Source organism: Sphingomonas sp. jy18 (assembly GCF_056931895.1).
This window is the reverse complement of record NZ_JBXPBT010000002.1, coordinates 124689-137876: the sequence shown is the minus strand read 5'-3', so window position 1 is coordinate 137876 and position 13188 is coordinate 124689. Positions and strand designations below refer to the sequence as shown.

At 65.6% G+C, this 13188-nt stretch carries 15 protein-coding genes, 1 tRNA gene and 1 other RNA gene; 11 read left to right on the top strand and 6 right to left on the bottom strand.

Going from position 1 to position 13188, the window contains the following annotated elements; translation table 11 throughout:
* The first annotated feature begins 7 nt into the window (after nt 1–7).
* From rfbG to AC0QC4_RS05790, 5 genes are read left to right on the top strand one after another with little or no spacing between them, the layout of a single operon-like run.
* Nucleotides 8–1102: a CDP-glucose 4,6-dehydratase gene (gene rfbG, locus AC0QC4_RS05810; RefSeq protein ID WP_483658790.1), complete on the top strand. Its 1095-nt coding sequence runs from the start codon at nt 8–10 to the stop codon at nt 1100–1102.
* Entirely contained in the window at nt 1099–2313 is a 1215-nt protein-coding gene (locus AC0QC4_RS05805) for a methyltransferase domain-containing protein (protein ID WP_483658789.1), read from the top strand. Before rfbG ends, AC0QC4_RS05805 begins: the two co-directional genes overlap by 4 nt.
* Entirely contained in the window at nt 2310–3194 is an 885-nt protein-coding gene (locus AC0QC4_RS05800) for a Gfo/Idh/MocA family oxidoreductase (RefSeq protein ID WP_483658788.1), read from the top strand. Before AC0QC4_RS05805 ends, AC0QC4_RS05800 begins: the two co-directional genes overlap by 4 nt.
* The gene (locus tag AC0QC4_RS05795) at nt 3187–3582 is read left to right on the top strand and encodes a GtrA family protein (RefSeq protein WP_483658787.1); all 396 of its coding nucleotides are present in this window, start codon (nt 3187–3189) and stop codon (nt 3580–3582) included. Before AC0QC4_RS05800 ends, AC0QC4_RS05795 begins: the two co-directional genes overlap by 8 nt.
* Nucleotides 3579–4523 (top strand): glycosyltransferase family 2 protein, encoded by a 945-nt coding sequence (locus tag AC0QC4_RS05790; RefSeq protein ID WP_483658786.1) that lies wholly within the window; start codon nt 3579–3581, stop codon nt 4521–4523. The genes AC0QC4_RS05795 and AC0QC4_RS05790 overlap by 4 nt, the downstream gene beginning before the upstream one ends.
* A gap of 13 nt (nt 4524–4536) precedes the next feature.
* On the opposite strand, the gene AC0QC4_RS05785 is transcribed toward AC0QC4_RS05790, so the two are convergent.
* Nucleotides 4537–5817, bottom strand: a complete 1281-nt coding sequence (locus tag AC0QC4_RS05785; RefSeq protein WP_483658785.1) for a hypothetical protein — start codon at nt 5815–5817, stop codon at nt 4537–4539.
* 128 nt (nt 5818–5945) lie between these two features.
* Between AC0QC4_RS05785 and AC0QC4_RS05780 the strand changes: the two genes are divergently transcribed.
* On the top strand, nt 5946–6677 hold the full coding sequence (locus AC0QC4_RS05780; protein ID WP_483658784.1) for a class I SAM-dependent methyltransferase: 732 nt from the start codon (nt 5946–5948) through the stop codon (nt 6675–6677).
* Here the strand turns inward: AC0QC4_RS05780 and AC0QC4_RS05775 are convergent.
* The 3 genes from AC0QC4_RS05775 to mscL form a co-directional block, all read right to left on the bottom strand.
* Entirely contained in the window at nt 6674–7999 is a 1326-nt protein-coding gene (locus AC0QC4_RS05775; protein ID WP_483658783.1) for an amidase family protein, read from the bottom strand. The genes AC0QC4_RS05780 and AC0QC4_RS05775 overlap by 4 nt on opposite strands.
* Nucleotides 8000–8321: 322 nt before the next feature.
* Nucleotides 8322–8666: a transfer-messenger RNA gene (gene ssrA, locus AC0QC4_RS05770) on the bottom strand.
* A 38-nt stretch (nt 8667–8704) separates the two neighbouring features.
* A complete protein-coding gene (mscL, locus tag AC0QC4_RS05765; RefSeq protein ID WP_483658782.1) occupies nt 8705–9124 on the bottom strand; it encodes a large conductance mechanosensitive channel protein MscL in 420 nt (139 codons plus the stop codon).
* Between the two features lie 143 nt (nt 9125–9267).
* Here mscL and AC0QC4_RS05760 point away from each other — a divergent pair, with 143 nt between their 5' ends.
* The 4 genes from AC0QC4_RS05760 to AC0QC4_RS05745 are packed head-to-tail and all read left to right on the top strand — an operon-like array spanning nt 9268 to nt 11908.
* Nucleotides 9268–9870, top strand: a complete 603-nt coding sequence (locus tag AC0QC4_RS05760; protein WP_483659332.1) for a LemA family protein — start codon at nt 9268–9270, stop codon at nt 9868–9870.
* Nucleotides 9871–9897: 27 nt separating this feature from the next.
* Nucleotides 9898–10692, top strand: coding sequence for a TPM domain-containing protein (locus AC0QC4_RS05755; protein ID WP_483658781.1), 795 nt, complete (start codon nt 9898–9900; stop codon nt 10690–10692).
* Nucleotides 10692–11375 (top strand): TPM domain-containing protein, encoded by a 684-nt coding sequence (locus tag AC0QC4_RS05750; protein WP_483658780.1) that lies wholly within the window; start codon nt 10692–10694, stop codon nt 11373–11375. The genes AC0QC4_RS05755 and AC0QC4_RS05750 overlap by 1 nt, the downstream gene beginning before the upstream one ends.
* Nucleotides 11372–11908, top strand: a complete 537-nt coding sequence (locus AC0QC4_RS05745; protein WP_483658779.1) for an NUDIX hydrolase — start codon at nt 11372–11374, stop codon at nt 11906–11908. The genes AC0QC4_RS05750 and AC0QC4_RS05745 overlap by 4 nt, the downstream gene beginning before the upstream one ends.
* A gap of 38 nt (nt 11909–11946) precedes the next feature.
* Here AC0QC4_RS05745 and AC0QC4_RS05740 read toward each other — a convergent pair.
* Nucleotides 11947–12021: transfer RNA gene (locus AC0QC4_RS05740), tRNA-Thr, on the bottom strand.
* A gap of 113 nt (nt 12022–12134) precedes the next feature.
* Between AC0QC4_RS05740 and AC0QC4_RS05735 the strand changes: the two genes are divergently transcribed.
* Complete coding sequence (locus AC0QC4_RS05735; protein ID WP_483658778.1) at nt 12135–12281, top strand: hypothetical protein; 147 nt, start codon at nt 12135–12137, stop codon at nt 12279–12281.
* Between the two features lie 130 nt (nt 12282–12411).
* Here AC0QC4_RS05735 and AC0QC4_RS05730 read toward each other — a convergent pair whose 3' ends face one another.
* Complete coding sequence (locus AC0QC4_RS05730; protein WP_483658777.1) at nt 12412–13179, bottom strand: SDR family NAD(P)-dependent oxidoreductase; 768 nt, start codon at nt 13177–13179, stop codon at nt 12412–12414.
* Between the last annotated feature and the right edge of the window lie 9 nt (nt 13180–13188).

The following is a 13188-nucleotide window of genomic DNA, read 5'->3' as shown; positions in this document are numbered from 1 at the left end:
GCCGCCGATGCTGAGGGTCGATTCCGATTATTGGCGCGGCCGCCGCGTGTTCCTGACCGGGCATACCGGCTTCAAGGGTGCGTGGCTGGCCTTCTGGCTCGCCGAAATGGGCGCCGAAGTCACCGGCTATGCGCTGCCGCCGCAGGGCGAACCGGCCCTGTTCGACCTGCTCGGTCTGGCCCGCGGTCATTTTGCCGACATCCGCGATGCAGCAGCGCTGGCGGCGGCGGTCGAGGCCGCGCAGCCGGAGGTGGTGTTCCACCTCGCCGCGCAGGCCATCGTGCGTGCCTCGTTCGACGATCCGGTCGGTACCTTTGCCACCAATGTCACCGGCACGGCGGCGCTGCTCGACGCGGTGCGGCGGGTTGACAGCGTACGTGCGGTTGTCGCCGTAACCAGCGACAAATGCTACGAAAATCGCGAATGGGAATGGGGCTATCGGGAAAGTGACCCGATGGGCGGGCATGATCCCTACAGCGCCTCCAAGGGCGCGGCGGAACTGGTCGTCGCCTCGATGCGCCGCAGCTATTTCGCCCCCGCCAGGCCCGGCGGCCACCCCGCACGCATCGCCAGCGTCCGCGCCGGCAATGTCATCGGCGGCGGCGACTGGTCGGCCGACCGCCTCGTCCCCGACATCGCCCGCGCGGTGGCCGGTCGTGACGGAGCCGTAACGTTGCGCAACCCCGGCGCCATCCGCCCCTGGCAGCACGTCCTCGAACCCGTCGCCGCCTACCTCGCCCTCGCCCAGAGGCTCGACATAGGTCAGGAGCTTCAGGATGCCGCCTTCAACTTCGGCCCCGTCGGCGACGACGCCCGCCCCGTCATCGACGTCGCACAGGCCATGATCGCCGCCTTCGGCCGCGGCCGGATCGTCATCGACGCCCCCGCCGACCGCCCGCACGAAGCCCATTATCTCAAGCTTGACTGCTCGCGCGCCATGGCCAGCCTGGGCTGGAAGCCGCGCTGGGGCTTCACCGACGCCATCGCCCACACCGCCGCCTGGTATGCACAGCACGCCGCCGGCACCGACCCGATCGCCCTCACCCGTCAGCAAATCGCCGCCTTCCAATCGGCCGACCCCTATGGAGCATCTCCCGCATGACCATCGATATTCGCACCATCACGACGTGCGAAGTGTGCGATTCCACCGATCTGGTGCCGCTGCTCGATCTGGGCGACCAGCCGATGTGCGACGATCTGGTGCCCGTCGGCAACCCGGCCTATCCGGCCAACTATCCGCTGCGCCTCGTCGGCTGCCCGCACTGCATCACCGTGCATCAGGCGGTGCAGGTCGAAAAGGCGGTGCTGTTCCCGCAGACCTACCATTATCGCGCGGCGATGACGCAGGACGTGCTCGACGGCATGGCCGAGCTGGTGGAGATGGTCGACGGCCTCGTCGGCGGCCTTGCCGGCAAGCAGGTGCTCGACATCGGCTGCAACGACGGCAGCCTGCTCGCCACCTTCAAGCGCCACGGCGCCAGGACCGCGGGCATCGAGCCGACCGGTGCGGTCGAGGATGCGCGGCCCAAGCTGGATTGGGTGCACCACGGCTTCTTCGATGCAGCAGCGGTCGACGCCTATCTGGCCAGCCATGCGCAGCCCGATGTCGTCACCTTCACCAACGTTTTCGCGCATATCGAGGATCTGAACGGCCTCATCGCACAACTGAAGCGCCTGCTCGGTCCCGAGACCCGGCTGGTGATCGAGAACCATTATCTCGGCGCGGTGGTCGACCGGGCCCAGTTCGACACTTTCTACCACGAGCATCCGCGGACCTATTCCTTCCGCTCGTTCGAATACATTGCCAAGAAGCTCGGCCGCCATATCGAGAGCGTCGAGTTCCCGCCGCGCTACAACGGCAATATCCGCGTGGTGATCGGCAATGGCGCCGCAACTAGCGGCATAGAGCGTGACGAAAGCGGATTTCTGGATGCGATCGCGGCAATGGCCCCGATGATCGAGCGCGAGAGCGCCGCGATCAAGGCCAGGTTGACGGCGCTGGTCGCCGAGCACGGCCGCCTGCCCGCCAAGGCCTTCCCCGGGCGCACCGCGATCCTGATTCACTGCTTCGGCATCGACGAGACGCTCATCGACGCCGCCTATGAGCGTTCCGCTTCCCCGAAGATCGGCCATTATGTGCCGGGCACCCGCATCGAAATCCGCGACGAAGCGGAATTTTTCGAAAACCGGATGGACGCGCCGGTGCTGGTCAACTTCGCCTGGCATATCCAGGCCGAAATCGAGCGCTACATGCGCGGCAAGGGCTATACGGGCCAGATCGTGCCATTGTTCGAAGTGCCCAAAGACGCATGATCCTGGTCGTCGGCGGCGGGTTCGGCCTCTACGGCCATGTCGCCGCGCTGGCGGGAAGCGGGAGGGATGTGGCGACGCTCGGCCGCTATCGCGCGCAAGCCGAGGCGCGTCCCGAACTTGCGGACCTAACGCCCCGCATACGCTGGGTCGATGACGTCATGACGGCGGCACGCGATGCAGAGGCCGTGGTCTTGGCGCAAACACCAGCACAAAATGCTGCGTTGGCGCGGCAACTGGCCGCAGAGGGCGTTGGCGGCACGCTGATCATCGAAAAGCCGGTCGCCGAATCCCCGGCCGCCGCTGCGGCGCTCGAAGCTGAGCTGGCTGCCGCAGGCCGCCGCTGGGCGGTGCCCTATCTGTTCGCAGAATGCGATTGGGCGAACGACGCGGCCGGGGCACTCGCGCAGAGCAAGTCGGTCGACATAGACTGGGCGCACCGCCAATCGCCTATGGTGCGCGGCTGGAAGCGGGAGGCGGACGCGGGTGGTGGTGCCATCGCCTTCTACTACATTCATTGCCTGGCACTTGCAGAGGCGCTGATGCCTGGGCACCAGCCGACATTGGAGGTGGCGCACGATGCCAGCGGCGCTGTTGCAGTCTGCGCCCTGAGCGTTGCTGCAAGCGAACAGAGCCCCAAGTTGCGCATGCGCTTTTCGCTTGGCGCTGAAGCGCAATTCGGCGTCCGGATCGACACCATTGCGGTGACCGATATGGCAACCCCCTTCGGCCCGATACCAGCCGCGGGGTCACCCGATCCGCGTTTGCCGATGCTCGCGGCATTCCATCAGCGGGTGGCAGAGGATCCGGCGTTCCAGCCCCCCGCCTTTCATGCGGCGGTGACCCGGCACTGGGCCGCGCTGGAGGCTGTGGCGCATGGTTGAGCTGTTGCGTCACCCGGAGCTGCGGCGTTTCGCGCGCTTCTTGGTCGTCGGGGTGATCAACACGCTGTTTGGATATGGCGTGTTCGCCGCGCTGGTGCTCGCCCGGCTGGACAGTGCCGCGGCGCTGGCCCTGGCGACGGTGGCCGGCGTGATCTTCAACTATTTCACCACCGGCAAGCTGGTGTTCGCCAATCAGGGCGCGGCCTTGCTGCCTCGCTTCATCCTCGCCTACTGCCTGAGCTATGGGGCCAATCTGGCCATGCTCAAGGGGCTCGAGCAATGGGGCGTCGATACGCTCGTCGCCCAGGCGCTGTGCCTGCCGCCAACGGTAATTCTGTCATTCGCGCTGCTGCGCTGGTTCGTTTTTCGCGATAAGGGCGAGGCATGACCAAGACCATCTCCATCGTCACGCCGGTCCTCAACGAGGAAGCGAACCTGCTGCATTGCCATGCCGCGGTGCGCGACATGTTTGCAGCCGAACTGCCCGGCTACGAGTATGAGCACATCTTCGCCGACAATGGATCGAGCGACACCACGCCGCAAATGCTGCGTGACCTCGCCGCCAGCGACCCGCGCGTCAAGGTCATCCTCAACGCCCGCAATTTCGGCCCCTTCCGGTCGATGTTCAACGCACTGCGCCGGTCGAGCGGCGATGCAGTGATCACCTTCCTGCCCTGCGATCTGCAGGACCCGCCGAGCCTGGTGCCCGAATTCGTCCGGCTGTGGGAAAGCGGATACGAGATTGTCGCCGGCGCACGCAAGACACGCGAGGAAGCGTGGCTGATGGCCAAGACGCGATCGCTGTTCTACCGCATCGCCAACCGGCTGGCGGACTTCGAGATCCCAGAGAAGGTCGGCGAATTCCAGCTTATCGACCGCAAGGTCGCCGACGCCGTGCTGCAGTATCGCGACAACTACCCGTTCCTGCGCGGCATGATCGCCTCGGTCGGGTTCCGCCGCGTCATCGTTGACTATAATTGGGCGAAGCGCGAGCGGGGCAAGTCGCGCCTCAACCTGTTCATGCTGGTCGATCAGGCGGTCAACGGCATTTTCAGCTTCACTACCGCACCGATGCGTTTCTGCTCGATTGTCGGCATTGTCATGGCCGCCCTGTGCATCGTCTACGCGCTGGGCGTGATCGGCGCATGGGCATTCGGCTTCTCCGGCGCTCCGCGCGGCACGCTGACGCTGATCGTATCGCTATTCTTCCTGTCGGGCCTGCAATTGATCTTCCTGGGGGTGCTCGGCGAATATGTCACCGCCATCCACCGCAACCTGCGTGGCGGGGCCATGGTCGTGGAGCGCGAGACCATAGGCTTCGACAGCTAAATCCCAGGCGCCTCTAGATGCCGCCGTTGACCTGCATCTCTTGCGGGCAGGAGGCAGCAAAATCATCGATCGGGCTGTTGGCAAGCACCGGCGCGTTGACGGTGAGGCACAGCGCCGCGACCACCAGACCGGCGGCCGCCGCAATCCGGGATGCCGCCAGTAGCGGCAGCGCCAGCAGTACCAGCAAAAACCACCATTGCCCGGCGAACAACAGGGCGGCGAATGGCGCGAACCACAGGAAAAACAGCAGCATCGTGGCGACAATGGCGATCAGGCCGATCGCCAGCGGGCGCGCCGAGGGACTACGCACCGCGCCGATCACGCCGCCCGCGACCAGCATCCATATCCCGGCAAACGCCGCCAGTCGCAGCGGATCGGCGAGCAGCGCGGCGAGCGCCTCCGCCGGATAGCGGCATTGCACTGCCATGTCCGGCGCCACGGCACCGAGGGCGAAGACACTCACTGCATAGTCCGCCAGGATGGTGGCATCGGTAAAGTGAGAGAGGCTGGTCCACTGGCTGATCGTCGATTGCTGCTGACCGAAGCCAATGAGCAGCCCGAGCGCAATGGTAGGGGCAATCGCGCCTGCACCGGCGACCGCGAACGGCACCATGCCGCTGCGCATCAGGCTGGCAATACCCCTGCCCTCCACCAGACGCAGCGCCGGATAAGCGAGGACCAGCGCAGCCAGCGGCAGATTGGCCCAGGCTGCGATCGCCGCGCACACACCGGCGGCGATGCCTGCGAACCAGCCATCCGGCAGATGGCGCGCAATCCATGTCATCGCGATCAGCGCTGCGGGCATAGCCGACAATGTGACGGCGTAACTTTCGACGATGGAGAGCACCGTCAGCGCTGAAAATGTGGTCGTCGCCAACAGTGCCGCCGCCAGCGAAGCCACGCGCGGCGCGTGCCACAGCCGGGCGAGCAGGAAGGTCAAGGTCGGCACCATCGCTCCCGCGAGGCCGAAGGACAGGCTGGCCGCGAGCGACGTGTCGACCCCGGCCAGACGCATCGGCGCGATGGTGAATGCCGCCCAGACGACGGCGAGAGGATGCTTGGTCAGGCTGAGCCCGTGGTAGCGACCGGCCTGCAGCGCGCGCAATATCTCCGCCGCATCCGCGCCGAGAACGGAGTTATCGACGATACCGGCGGCAATGCTAGCATGAATGCGCCATGCAAAATAGGCCCAGGCAACCACCAGCAAGGCCAGGGGAAGCAAGCGCTCGGCATCCAGCTTCCCGCCCGGTCTCCCGTCCCGATCGACACGGCCATGCCGGACCTGTTGTAGCATTGACCTGCCCCCGCTTTGCCTCGACTGCGGCATGGCGCAAGCACGACCGTTCGACAAGCACCGGTTGCTGGCACTGCGTTGACCGGCCAGGACAAGCGCAAACAACCGAAACAGGAAGGAGCGGCAGGATGCAGGCGAAATATGACAGCATCGGCATCGATTATGCGACGCTGCGCCGGCCCGACGCCCGCATTGCCGCCATGATCGATGCAGCGCTGGGCGATGCGGTGACGGTGCTCAACGTGGGCGCTGGGGCCGGTTCCTATGAACCGGTCGGGCGACAATTGACCGCGCTTGAGCCGTCGACGGCGATGATCGCGCAGCGCCCGCCGAGGTCCGCTCCGGTCGTGCAGGGTTGTGCCGAAGATCTGCCGTTTGCCGATGCCAGTTTCGACGCGGCGATGGCTGTTCTGACCGTGCACCATTGGACCGATCAGCCGCGCGGGCTGGCCGAGCTGCGCAGGGTGTCGCGGGGGCGAGTGGTCATCCTGACCTATGATGCATCGTTTCGCGGGTTCTGGTTGGCCGACTATCTTCCCCAACTCATTGCGCTTGATGAGGCGCAGATGCCGCCGATGACCGCCTATTCGGAAGCGTTGGGGCCTGTGGACATCATCCCCGTGCCCATTCCGCACGATTGCACCGACGGCTTCCTCTGCGCCTATTGGCGGCGGCCGGCGGCCTATCTCGATGCCCGGGTCCGTGCTGCCATGTCCTCGTTCCACGCACTGGGGGACGTCTCCGCATCGCTCGCCAGGCTGGAGGACGATCTCGCGAGCGGGGCGTGGGAACAGCGCTACGGCGCGTTGCGACGCGTCGACGCGTGCGATCTGGGCTATCGGTTGATCGTGGCCCGCTAATCCCTTGCCAGCGCCGCCAGCAGGCCGGACAGCGCAATCGCGTCATGGTCACGGCGATTGGCGGCGATGACCTGACAATTGTAGGGCAGGCCGTCCGACGCCCTGCCGAGCGGCGTCGAAGTCGAGGGCAAGCCGGCGAAGGTGGCAAGACCGATCCAAGCGAATTGCGCTGCGTAGCGAGTCTGCTTGCCATCGATGGTCAGGCTGCGCGCCCGCAGATCGGGCGTGTCGTCGTGCGGGAAGGCGGTGGTGCCATGCACCGGCATGATGATCGCATCGAACTGCTCGAAAAGGCGGGCCATCTGGCGCTGGACGCGCGCCTGCGCGTCGCATTCGGCAAACCAGTCGACCACGGTGGGCACGCGCCCGTCGGGTGCCGGCGCGCCGTTGGTGACGATCATGTTGAGCATGCGCATGTAATGATCCGTAAGCTCGCCAAGATCGGGCAACAGATCAGAGCTGCGCGAGACGTGGGCGCCGGCAGCTTCGGCCTTGGCCGCCAGCGCATCGATACCGGCCGCAATCTCTGCCATCACCTCGGCGCGCGGGTGTGATGTGATAACCAGCAGACGCACACCGTCAAGGCTGGCGAAGCTGGCCCTGGGCAAAGATTCAGCCGCGACGACGTCGAGCGCAGCAGCGAGGTCCGCCGCGCTGCGGGCAAGCGGCCCGGCGACCGAGAGCGGCCGGTCCGCGCCATCGGTGCCGGGGAAACGATGGCCGTCGAGCGGGATCACTCCGTAGCTGCTCTTGTGACCGAACACGCCGCAGAAGTGCGCGGGCGTGCGGATCGATCCGCCGATGTCGGTGCCGATTTCGAGCGGCACCATGCCGCTGGCGAGCGCCGTCGCCGACCCGCCGGACGAACCGCCGCAGGTGCGGGCCGGATCATGCGGATTGACCGTGCGGCCATAGACCGGATTGACCGATTGCAGGTCTGCAAGCGCCACCGGAACATTGGTCTTGCCTAGGATGACCGCGCCGGCGGCACGCAGACGACGCACGGTCGACCCGTCGACCTTGGCGACATTGCCGGCATGCTGGACGAAACCCCATGTGGCTGGCGTTTCGGCAAGCTCGAAGCTTTCCTTGATGGTCATCGGCACCCCGAGCAGCGGGGCCTGCTCCCCGGCAGCAATGCGGGCATCCGCAGCGGCGGCATCCGCGCGGGCGCGTTCGTAGGTCTTGACGATGACTGCGTTGAGCGCGGGATTGCGCGCCTCGATACGGGCGATGGCCGCTTCGCATTCGGCAACGGCGGTGGTGCGCCCTTCAGCAATCGCGCGCGCGGTTTCGAGGGCAGTCATCAGCTGCTCGGTCATGGCTCTCTCCCTGTTTCTTGAAAGCAGGGGACCATAGTTGTCGTGGTGGCGCAACCGTTGAAAGAGGGATCCCGCCAAGACGCCAAGGAGCCAAGTGGGCAGCCCTTGGCCGCGAAGCAGTTTCTCCAAGCGCGCCGGAGCCTTGCGCCTTGGAATGAAAGAGCGGTTTCGCCGATGCGCCAAACCTCTTGGCCTCTTTGCGCCTTGACGCGCACCATCTTGCCCATTCGCGACCGCAGGCGACCCGGGGTCAAGTCCGGGGCGACGAAGCAGGCAATGGAAAGGTGGGGAGCTTCTGTTGCCCGGTGCTCCCCGTACCGCTGGTTTCCGATTCTGTTGCCCGGTTCGGTCCGAACCGCGTTCTCTTAGTTTAATTCAGGGCCGCGAGGCCCATGAATTACGCTGCGAGAGCGAGTGCTTCGTTATCGTTAGCACTTGTGGTTTTGAGCCTTTTACGGGTTACTCAGCCCGGACGAAAGCAAGCGTTTTTCAACACACGTCGATCCTAGTTCGGCCCCGTCAACATTCCTGATGGATCAGGAGCGATGGTGGAGCCGCCGGGTACCGCCCCCGGGTCCGCTGTGCCTATTGGACGCCACGATTTATCGTCATAGCCGGTTGCCCGGCACCGATGGATATAGGCGTGGGTTGCGCCATTGAAAAGGGCGGCCCGGTGGACCGCCCTTCTGCCACGATGACAGTCGCTCAGCGTGACTTCAGCGCATCGCGGATTTCGGTAAGCAGATCGACCTCGCTCGGGCCGGCAGGTGCCGCGGGTTCTTCGGGCTTCTTCAACACCTTGTTGGCGTACCGCACGATCAGGAAAATGATGAAGGCGAGGATCAGGAAGTTGATCACCGTGGTAACGAACGCGCCATAGGCAAACACCGGCACACCCGCCGCACGCACGGCTTCCAGCGTCATTGCAGTGCCGGCGGGGACATCCGCCAGCGGCATGAAGAAGTTCGAAAAATCCACGCCGCCGAAAAGCGCACCGACCACCGGCATTATGAGATCGTCGGTCAACGACTTGACGATGGTGCCGAAGGCCGCGCCGATGATCACGCCGACGGCGAGATCGAGCACATTGCCGCGCGCTATGAACGCCTTGAATTCAGAAAGCATTTTTATCCCCCCTCAACGGTTAACCACAAAGTCCTGCCATCGATTGCATCAGATGTCCAATTGCAGCGCGCCTTTGGGTGTCCTACATGCGTAATGCGCTCTGGCTGAGCCCGTATCGGGAAGCCGGATTTGTGGAGGACCTAATCGTGATCGACCGCCGCCTTGCCTTTGCCCTGATGACCCCGCTCGCCGCCGTTTCGCTGGCGGGATGCGGCATCAACAGCGTTCCGACTGCCGAAGAGGCCGCGAAGGCCAAATGGGCCGACGTGCAGGCCGCGTTTCAGAGCCGCGCCAATCTGATCCCCAATCTGGTGGCGACAGTTGGCGCTGCCGCGCAGGCCGAGCGAGGCACGCTCACCGAAATCACTCAGGCGCGTGCAAATGCTACACGCATCACGCTGAGCGAGGATCAGTTGACCGATCCACAGGCAATGGCGCGGTTCCAGGAGGCACAGAACCAGCTATCGGTGGCGGTGTCTTTGCAGCGTCTGCAGGAGGCCTACCCCACGCTGCGCAGCCAGGAGGGATTCCTCGACCTGCAAAGCCAGCTTGAGGGCAGCGAAAACCGCGTCCGCATCGCTATCCGCGACTATAACGAAGCCGTACGCGTCTATAACACCACCATCCGCACTTTCCCGGATTCGATCGGTGCCAACCTGATCCATGGAGCGGAACCACTCGTGCCCTATCAGGCAGTAACGCCCGGAGCCGAGGTCGCGCCGACAGTCAATTTCGGTCAGCAATAAGCCACTCGAACAGGAAGGAGCGGCGCCATGGTTGCGCTGTGGTTCCCCTTGCGCCGGTTGCTGCTGGCGTTCGCGCTCGCAACGCTGGCCACCGCCCCCGCTGTCGCGCAGACATTCCCTGCCCTGTCCGGCCGGGTTGTCGACGCGGCGAACATCCTGTCGCCCGAAACCGAAGTGCAGCTTACCGCGCGGCTGGAGGCGCTGGAAACGCAGAGCCAACGGCAATTGGTGGTGGCGACCGTGCCCGATCTCGAGGGGTATGACGTCGCCGACTATGGCTACAGGCTGGGGCGCGAATGGGGCATCGGCGACAAGGAACGCAACGACGGGGTGCTGCTGCTGATCGCGCCCAATGACCGGCGGATGCATATCGCGGTCGGCTACGGGCTGGAGCCGGTGCTGACCGACGCCCTGTCGGCGCAGATCATCCGCAACACCATCACGCCCCATTTCCGGGACGGCAATTTCGACGCCGGCGTGACTGCGGGAGTCGATGCCATCGCCGAGCAACTGACCCTGCCACCCGAAGAGGCAGAGCGCATCGCTGGCGAGGCGGCCGTCGAAGAGGTAAGTGACGGGGCGGTGGGGATGATCATCTTCTGGGTGTTCGTCGGGCTGTTCATCTTTCTGGTGGTGATCGGCAATCGCGGCGGCGGACGCCGCCGGCGCGGGCGCCACGGCCCGGTCATCATCTGGGGCGGCGGCGATTCCGACTGGGGCAGCAGCTCCAGCTGGGGCGGCGGCGGGTCGAGCTGGGGAGGCGGCGGCTTCTCAGGCGGCGGCGGCAGCTTCGGCGGCGGCGGTGCGAGCGGAGGCTGGTGATGGCACGCACGATCCTGATTTCAGCAGAAGACCATGCGCGCATCAGCGCCGCCGTGGCGGCAGCGGAAGCCAAGAGCGACGGCGAAATCTCGACGATGGTCGCCCGCCAGTCGGATAGCTACGCCGAATGGGCGGTCCTGTTGGCAACGATAGCCGCCTTTCTGGTCCCCGCGCTGGTAGCGCTCGACAGCGCGCGGTTTGACGAGTTGCTGATCGCGGCCAGCGGTGCCTGGCATGCCGATTATGGCTATGGCGTATTGGCGGCGGCGACCGTCGGCCTGCAGATCGCCATGTTCCTGCTGGTATGGCTGGCACTGCTGTGGATGCCGCTGCGGCTGGCGCTGACGCCCGGTCTGCTCAAGCGGCAGCGGGTTCATGAGGCGGCGCTGAAGGCTTTCCGCATCGGCATCGAATCGCGCACGCGCGCTGCGACGGGGGTGCTCATTTACCTCAGCCTCGCCGAGCATCGGGCCGAGATCGTGGGCGATGCGGCGATCAACGCCAAGGTATCGTCGGAAGACTGGCTGGAGACGATGACGGTGCTGATCGGCGAGGTGAAGGCAGACCGGGCAGGCGACGGCATCGTCCAGGCGGTGGAGTTGACCGGTGCGCTGCTCGCAAGGCATTTCCCGCGCAGCCACGACGACCAGAACGAAATGCCGGACAGGCTGATCGAGCTGTGAGCGCCGAGGGCGAACAGCCGGAAATCGTCTGGCAGGGCAAGTTCATCACCACCATCCGCGAAGGCCGGTGGGAATATGTCAATCGCGCGCGCGGCATCCATGCGGCGGTCATCCTGGCGATCGACGATGCGCCGGACGGTCGGCATGTGCTGCTGGTCGAGCAATATCGCATACCCATCCATGCCCGCTGCATCGAGCTGCCGGCCGGGCTGGTCGGCGACGATAGCATTGGCGAGGAAGCCGCCCCGGCGGCTGCCCGCGAGCTGGAGGAAGAGACCGGCTATGCGGCGGCGGACTGGCGCAATGCAGGCGCGTTTTTCTCCTCCCCCGGCATGGTGGGTGAAAGCTTCACGCTGATGATCGCGCGCGGATTGACGCGGGTTGGACCGGGCGGCGGGGTGGACGGCGAGGATATCGTGACGCACCGGGTGCCGATCGACGGAATCGCCGATTTCATCGCCGCGAGGCGCGCCGAGGGCTGCGCCATCGACGTCAAGGTCACCATGCTGCTTGCCGGGCAATGGCTGGCCTGATCGCGCGCTTGCGACGGGGGACATCGAAGCCAGGAAAATGGTGCTGCTGGGGAGGATTGAACTCCCGACCTCGTCATTACCAATGACGCGCTCTACCACTGAGCTACAGCAGCAACCGGGGCCTGCGGGCCTATGCTCCGGCAGGCAGGCGCGGCCTATGGCTGGCGCGCCCTGCCCTGTCAAGCGCGGGTTGCGCGCACAATGCCCGGCGCGCTAATTGCCGGCAATGAGCATCAAGAAACAGGGTGGAAACGACGCGGATCGTGCGGCACGACTGGCCGAGCAACTGCGCGCCAACCTGCGCAAGCGCAAGGCACAGGCGCGCGGCGGAGCGGCCCCGAGCGACGGACCGGCGAACACCGACCGCGAATAGCCTGCATCGCTCCAATTTCTGCCATGCCTAAATGGACCGCAGTGCTGAGCTTGCCGAAGCACGCCTCGCCGATAAGCGCCCTTCGACCAGCTCGGCACGACGGTCCCGATTCAACCCACCGGGACAGCGTCTAAAGCGACTGTCCGTCGTCGACCGTGATCGTCGCGCCGGTGGTCATCGCGCTGGCGTCGCTGGCGAAATAGAGCATCATCGCATCGAGGCTGGCGATGTCCTGCATGCGGCGGCGATGGAAGGCGGCAATCTGCGCCTTGCCGCCGGCGGTTTCGAACCAGTCGCCGGCAATCTCGGTCGGGATGTAGCCGGGCTGGATGGTGTTGACGTTGATGCCTGAGCGCACCCATTCCCGCGCCAGATTGCGCCCCAGATGCGCGATCCCGGCCTTGGTGGCGGCATAGGCACTATCGCCCTGCCCGGTCAGAACAGCGGTGATCGAACCGATCAGGATGACGCGGCCCTGGCCGCTGTCACGGCTGCCCGCCGAGATCAGCCGCTTCGCGCCTTCGCGCGCAGTCAGATAGGCCCCCGTGAAATTGGCGGCGACCATTGCCGACAGCTCGGGTACCCGCACATCGGTGGCACGACCGGCCGCCGAAGCGCCGGCATTCGCGACAATCGTGTCGACGGTGCCGAAGGCCGCCTCGGCCGCATCATAGGCCGCGACGATCGATGCCTCGTCGGTGACATCGAGCGGGACGGCGAGCGCCTGATGGCCAGCGGCGGCAAGGGCATCGGCAAGCGCGGCAACCCGCTCGACCCGTCGCGCACCGATCACGACGCGGGCGCCCGCGCTGGCGAACAAGCGGGCGAAATGGGCACCGAGCCCCGAGGACGCGCCGGTAATCAGCGCCGTGCGGCCGTTGAGTGAAAATGGATGCATTCGCTCGCC

What these genes read in the sequence shown, in the direction of transcription:
- rfbG (WP_483658790.1), top strand. Translation starts at nt 8, where the DNA reads ATGCTGAGGGTCGATTCCGATTATTGGCGCGGCCGCCGCGTGTTCCTG.
- AC0QC4_RS05805 (WP_483658789.1), top strand. Translation starts at nt 1,099, where the DNA reads ATGACCATCGATATTCGCACCATCACGACGTGCGAAGTGTGCGATTCC.
- AC0QC4_RS05800 (WP_483658788.1), top strand. Translation starts at nt 2,310, where the DNA reads ATGATCCTGGTCGTCGGCGGCGGGTTCGGCCTCTACGGCCATGTCGCC.
- AC0QC4_RS05795 (WP_483658787.1), top strand. Translation starts at nt 3,187, where the DNA reads ATGGTTGAGCTGTTGCGTCACCCGGAGCTGCGGCGTTTCGCGCGCTTC.
- AC0QC4_RS05790 (WP_483658786.1), top strand. Translation starts at nt 3,579, where the DNA reads ATGACCAAGACCATCTCCATCGTCACGCCGGTCCTCAACGAGGAAGCG.
- AC0QC4_RS05785 (WP_483658785.1), bottom strand. Translation starts at nt 5,817, where the DNA reads ATGCTACAACAGGTCCGGCATGGCCGTGTCGATCGGGACGGGAGACCG.
- AC0QC4_RS05780 (WP_483658784.1), top strand. Translation starts at nt 5,946, where the DNA reads ATGCAGGCGAAATATGACAGCATCGGCATCGATTATGCGACGCTGCGC.
- AC0QC4_RS05775 (WP_483658783.1), bottom strand. Translation starts at nt 7,999, where the DNA reads ATGACCGAGCAGCTGATGACTGCCCTCGAAACCGCGCGCGCGATTGCT.
- mscL (WP_483658782.1), bottom strand. Translation starts at nt 9,124, where the DNA reads ATGCTTTCTGAATTCAAGGCGTTCATAGCGCGCGGCAATGTGCTCGAT.
- AC0QC4_RS05755 (WP_483658781.1), top strand. Translation starts at nt 9,898, where the DNA reads ATGGTTGCGCTGTGGTTCCCCTTGCGCCGGTTGCTGCTGGCGTTCGCG.
- AC0QC4_RS05750 (WP_483658780.1), top strand. Translation starts at nt 10,692, where the DNA reads ATGGCACGCACGATCCTGATTTCAGCAGAAGACCATGCGCGCATCAGC.
- AC0QC4_RS05735 (WP_483658778.1), top strand. Translation starts at nt 12,135, where the DNA reads ATGAGCATCAAGAAACAGGGTGGAAACGACGCGGATCGTGCGGCACGA.
- AC0QC4_RS05730 (WP_483658777.1), bottom strand. Translation starts at nt 13,179, where the DNA reads ATGCATCCATTTTCACTCAACGGCCGCACGGCGCTGATTACCGGCGCG.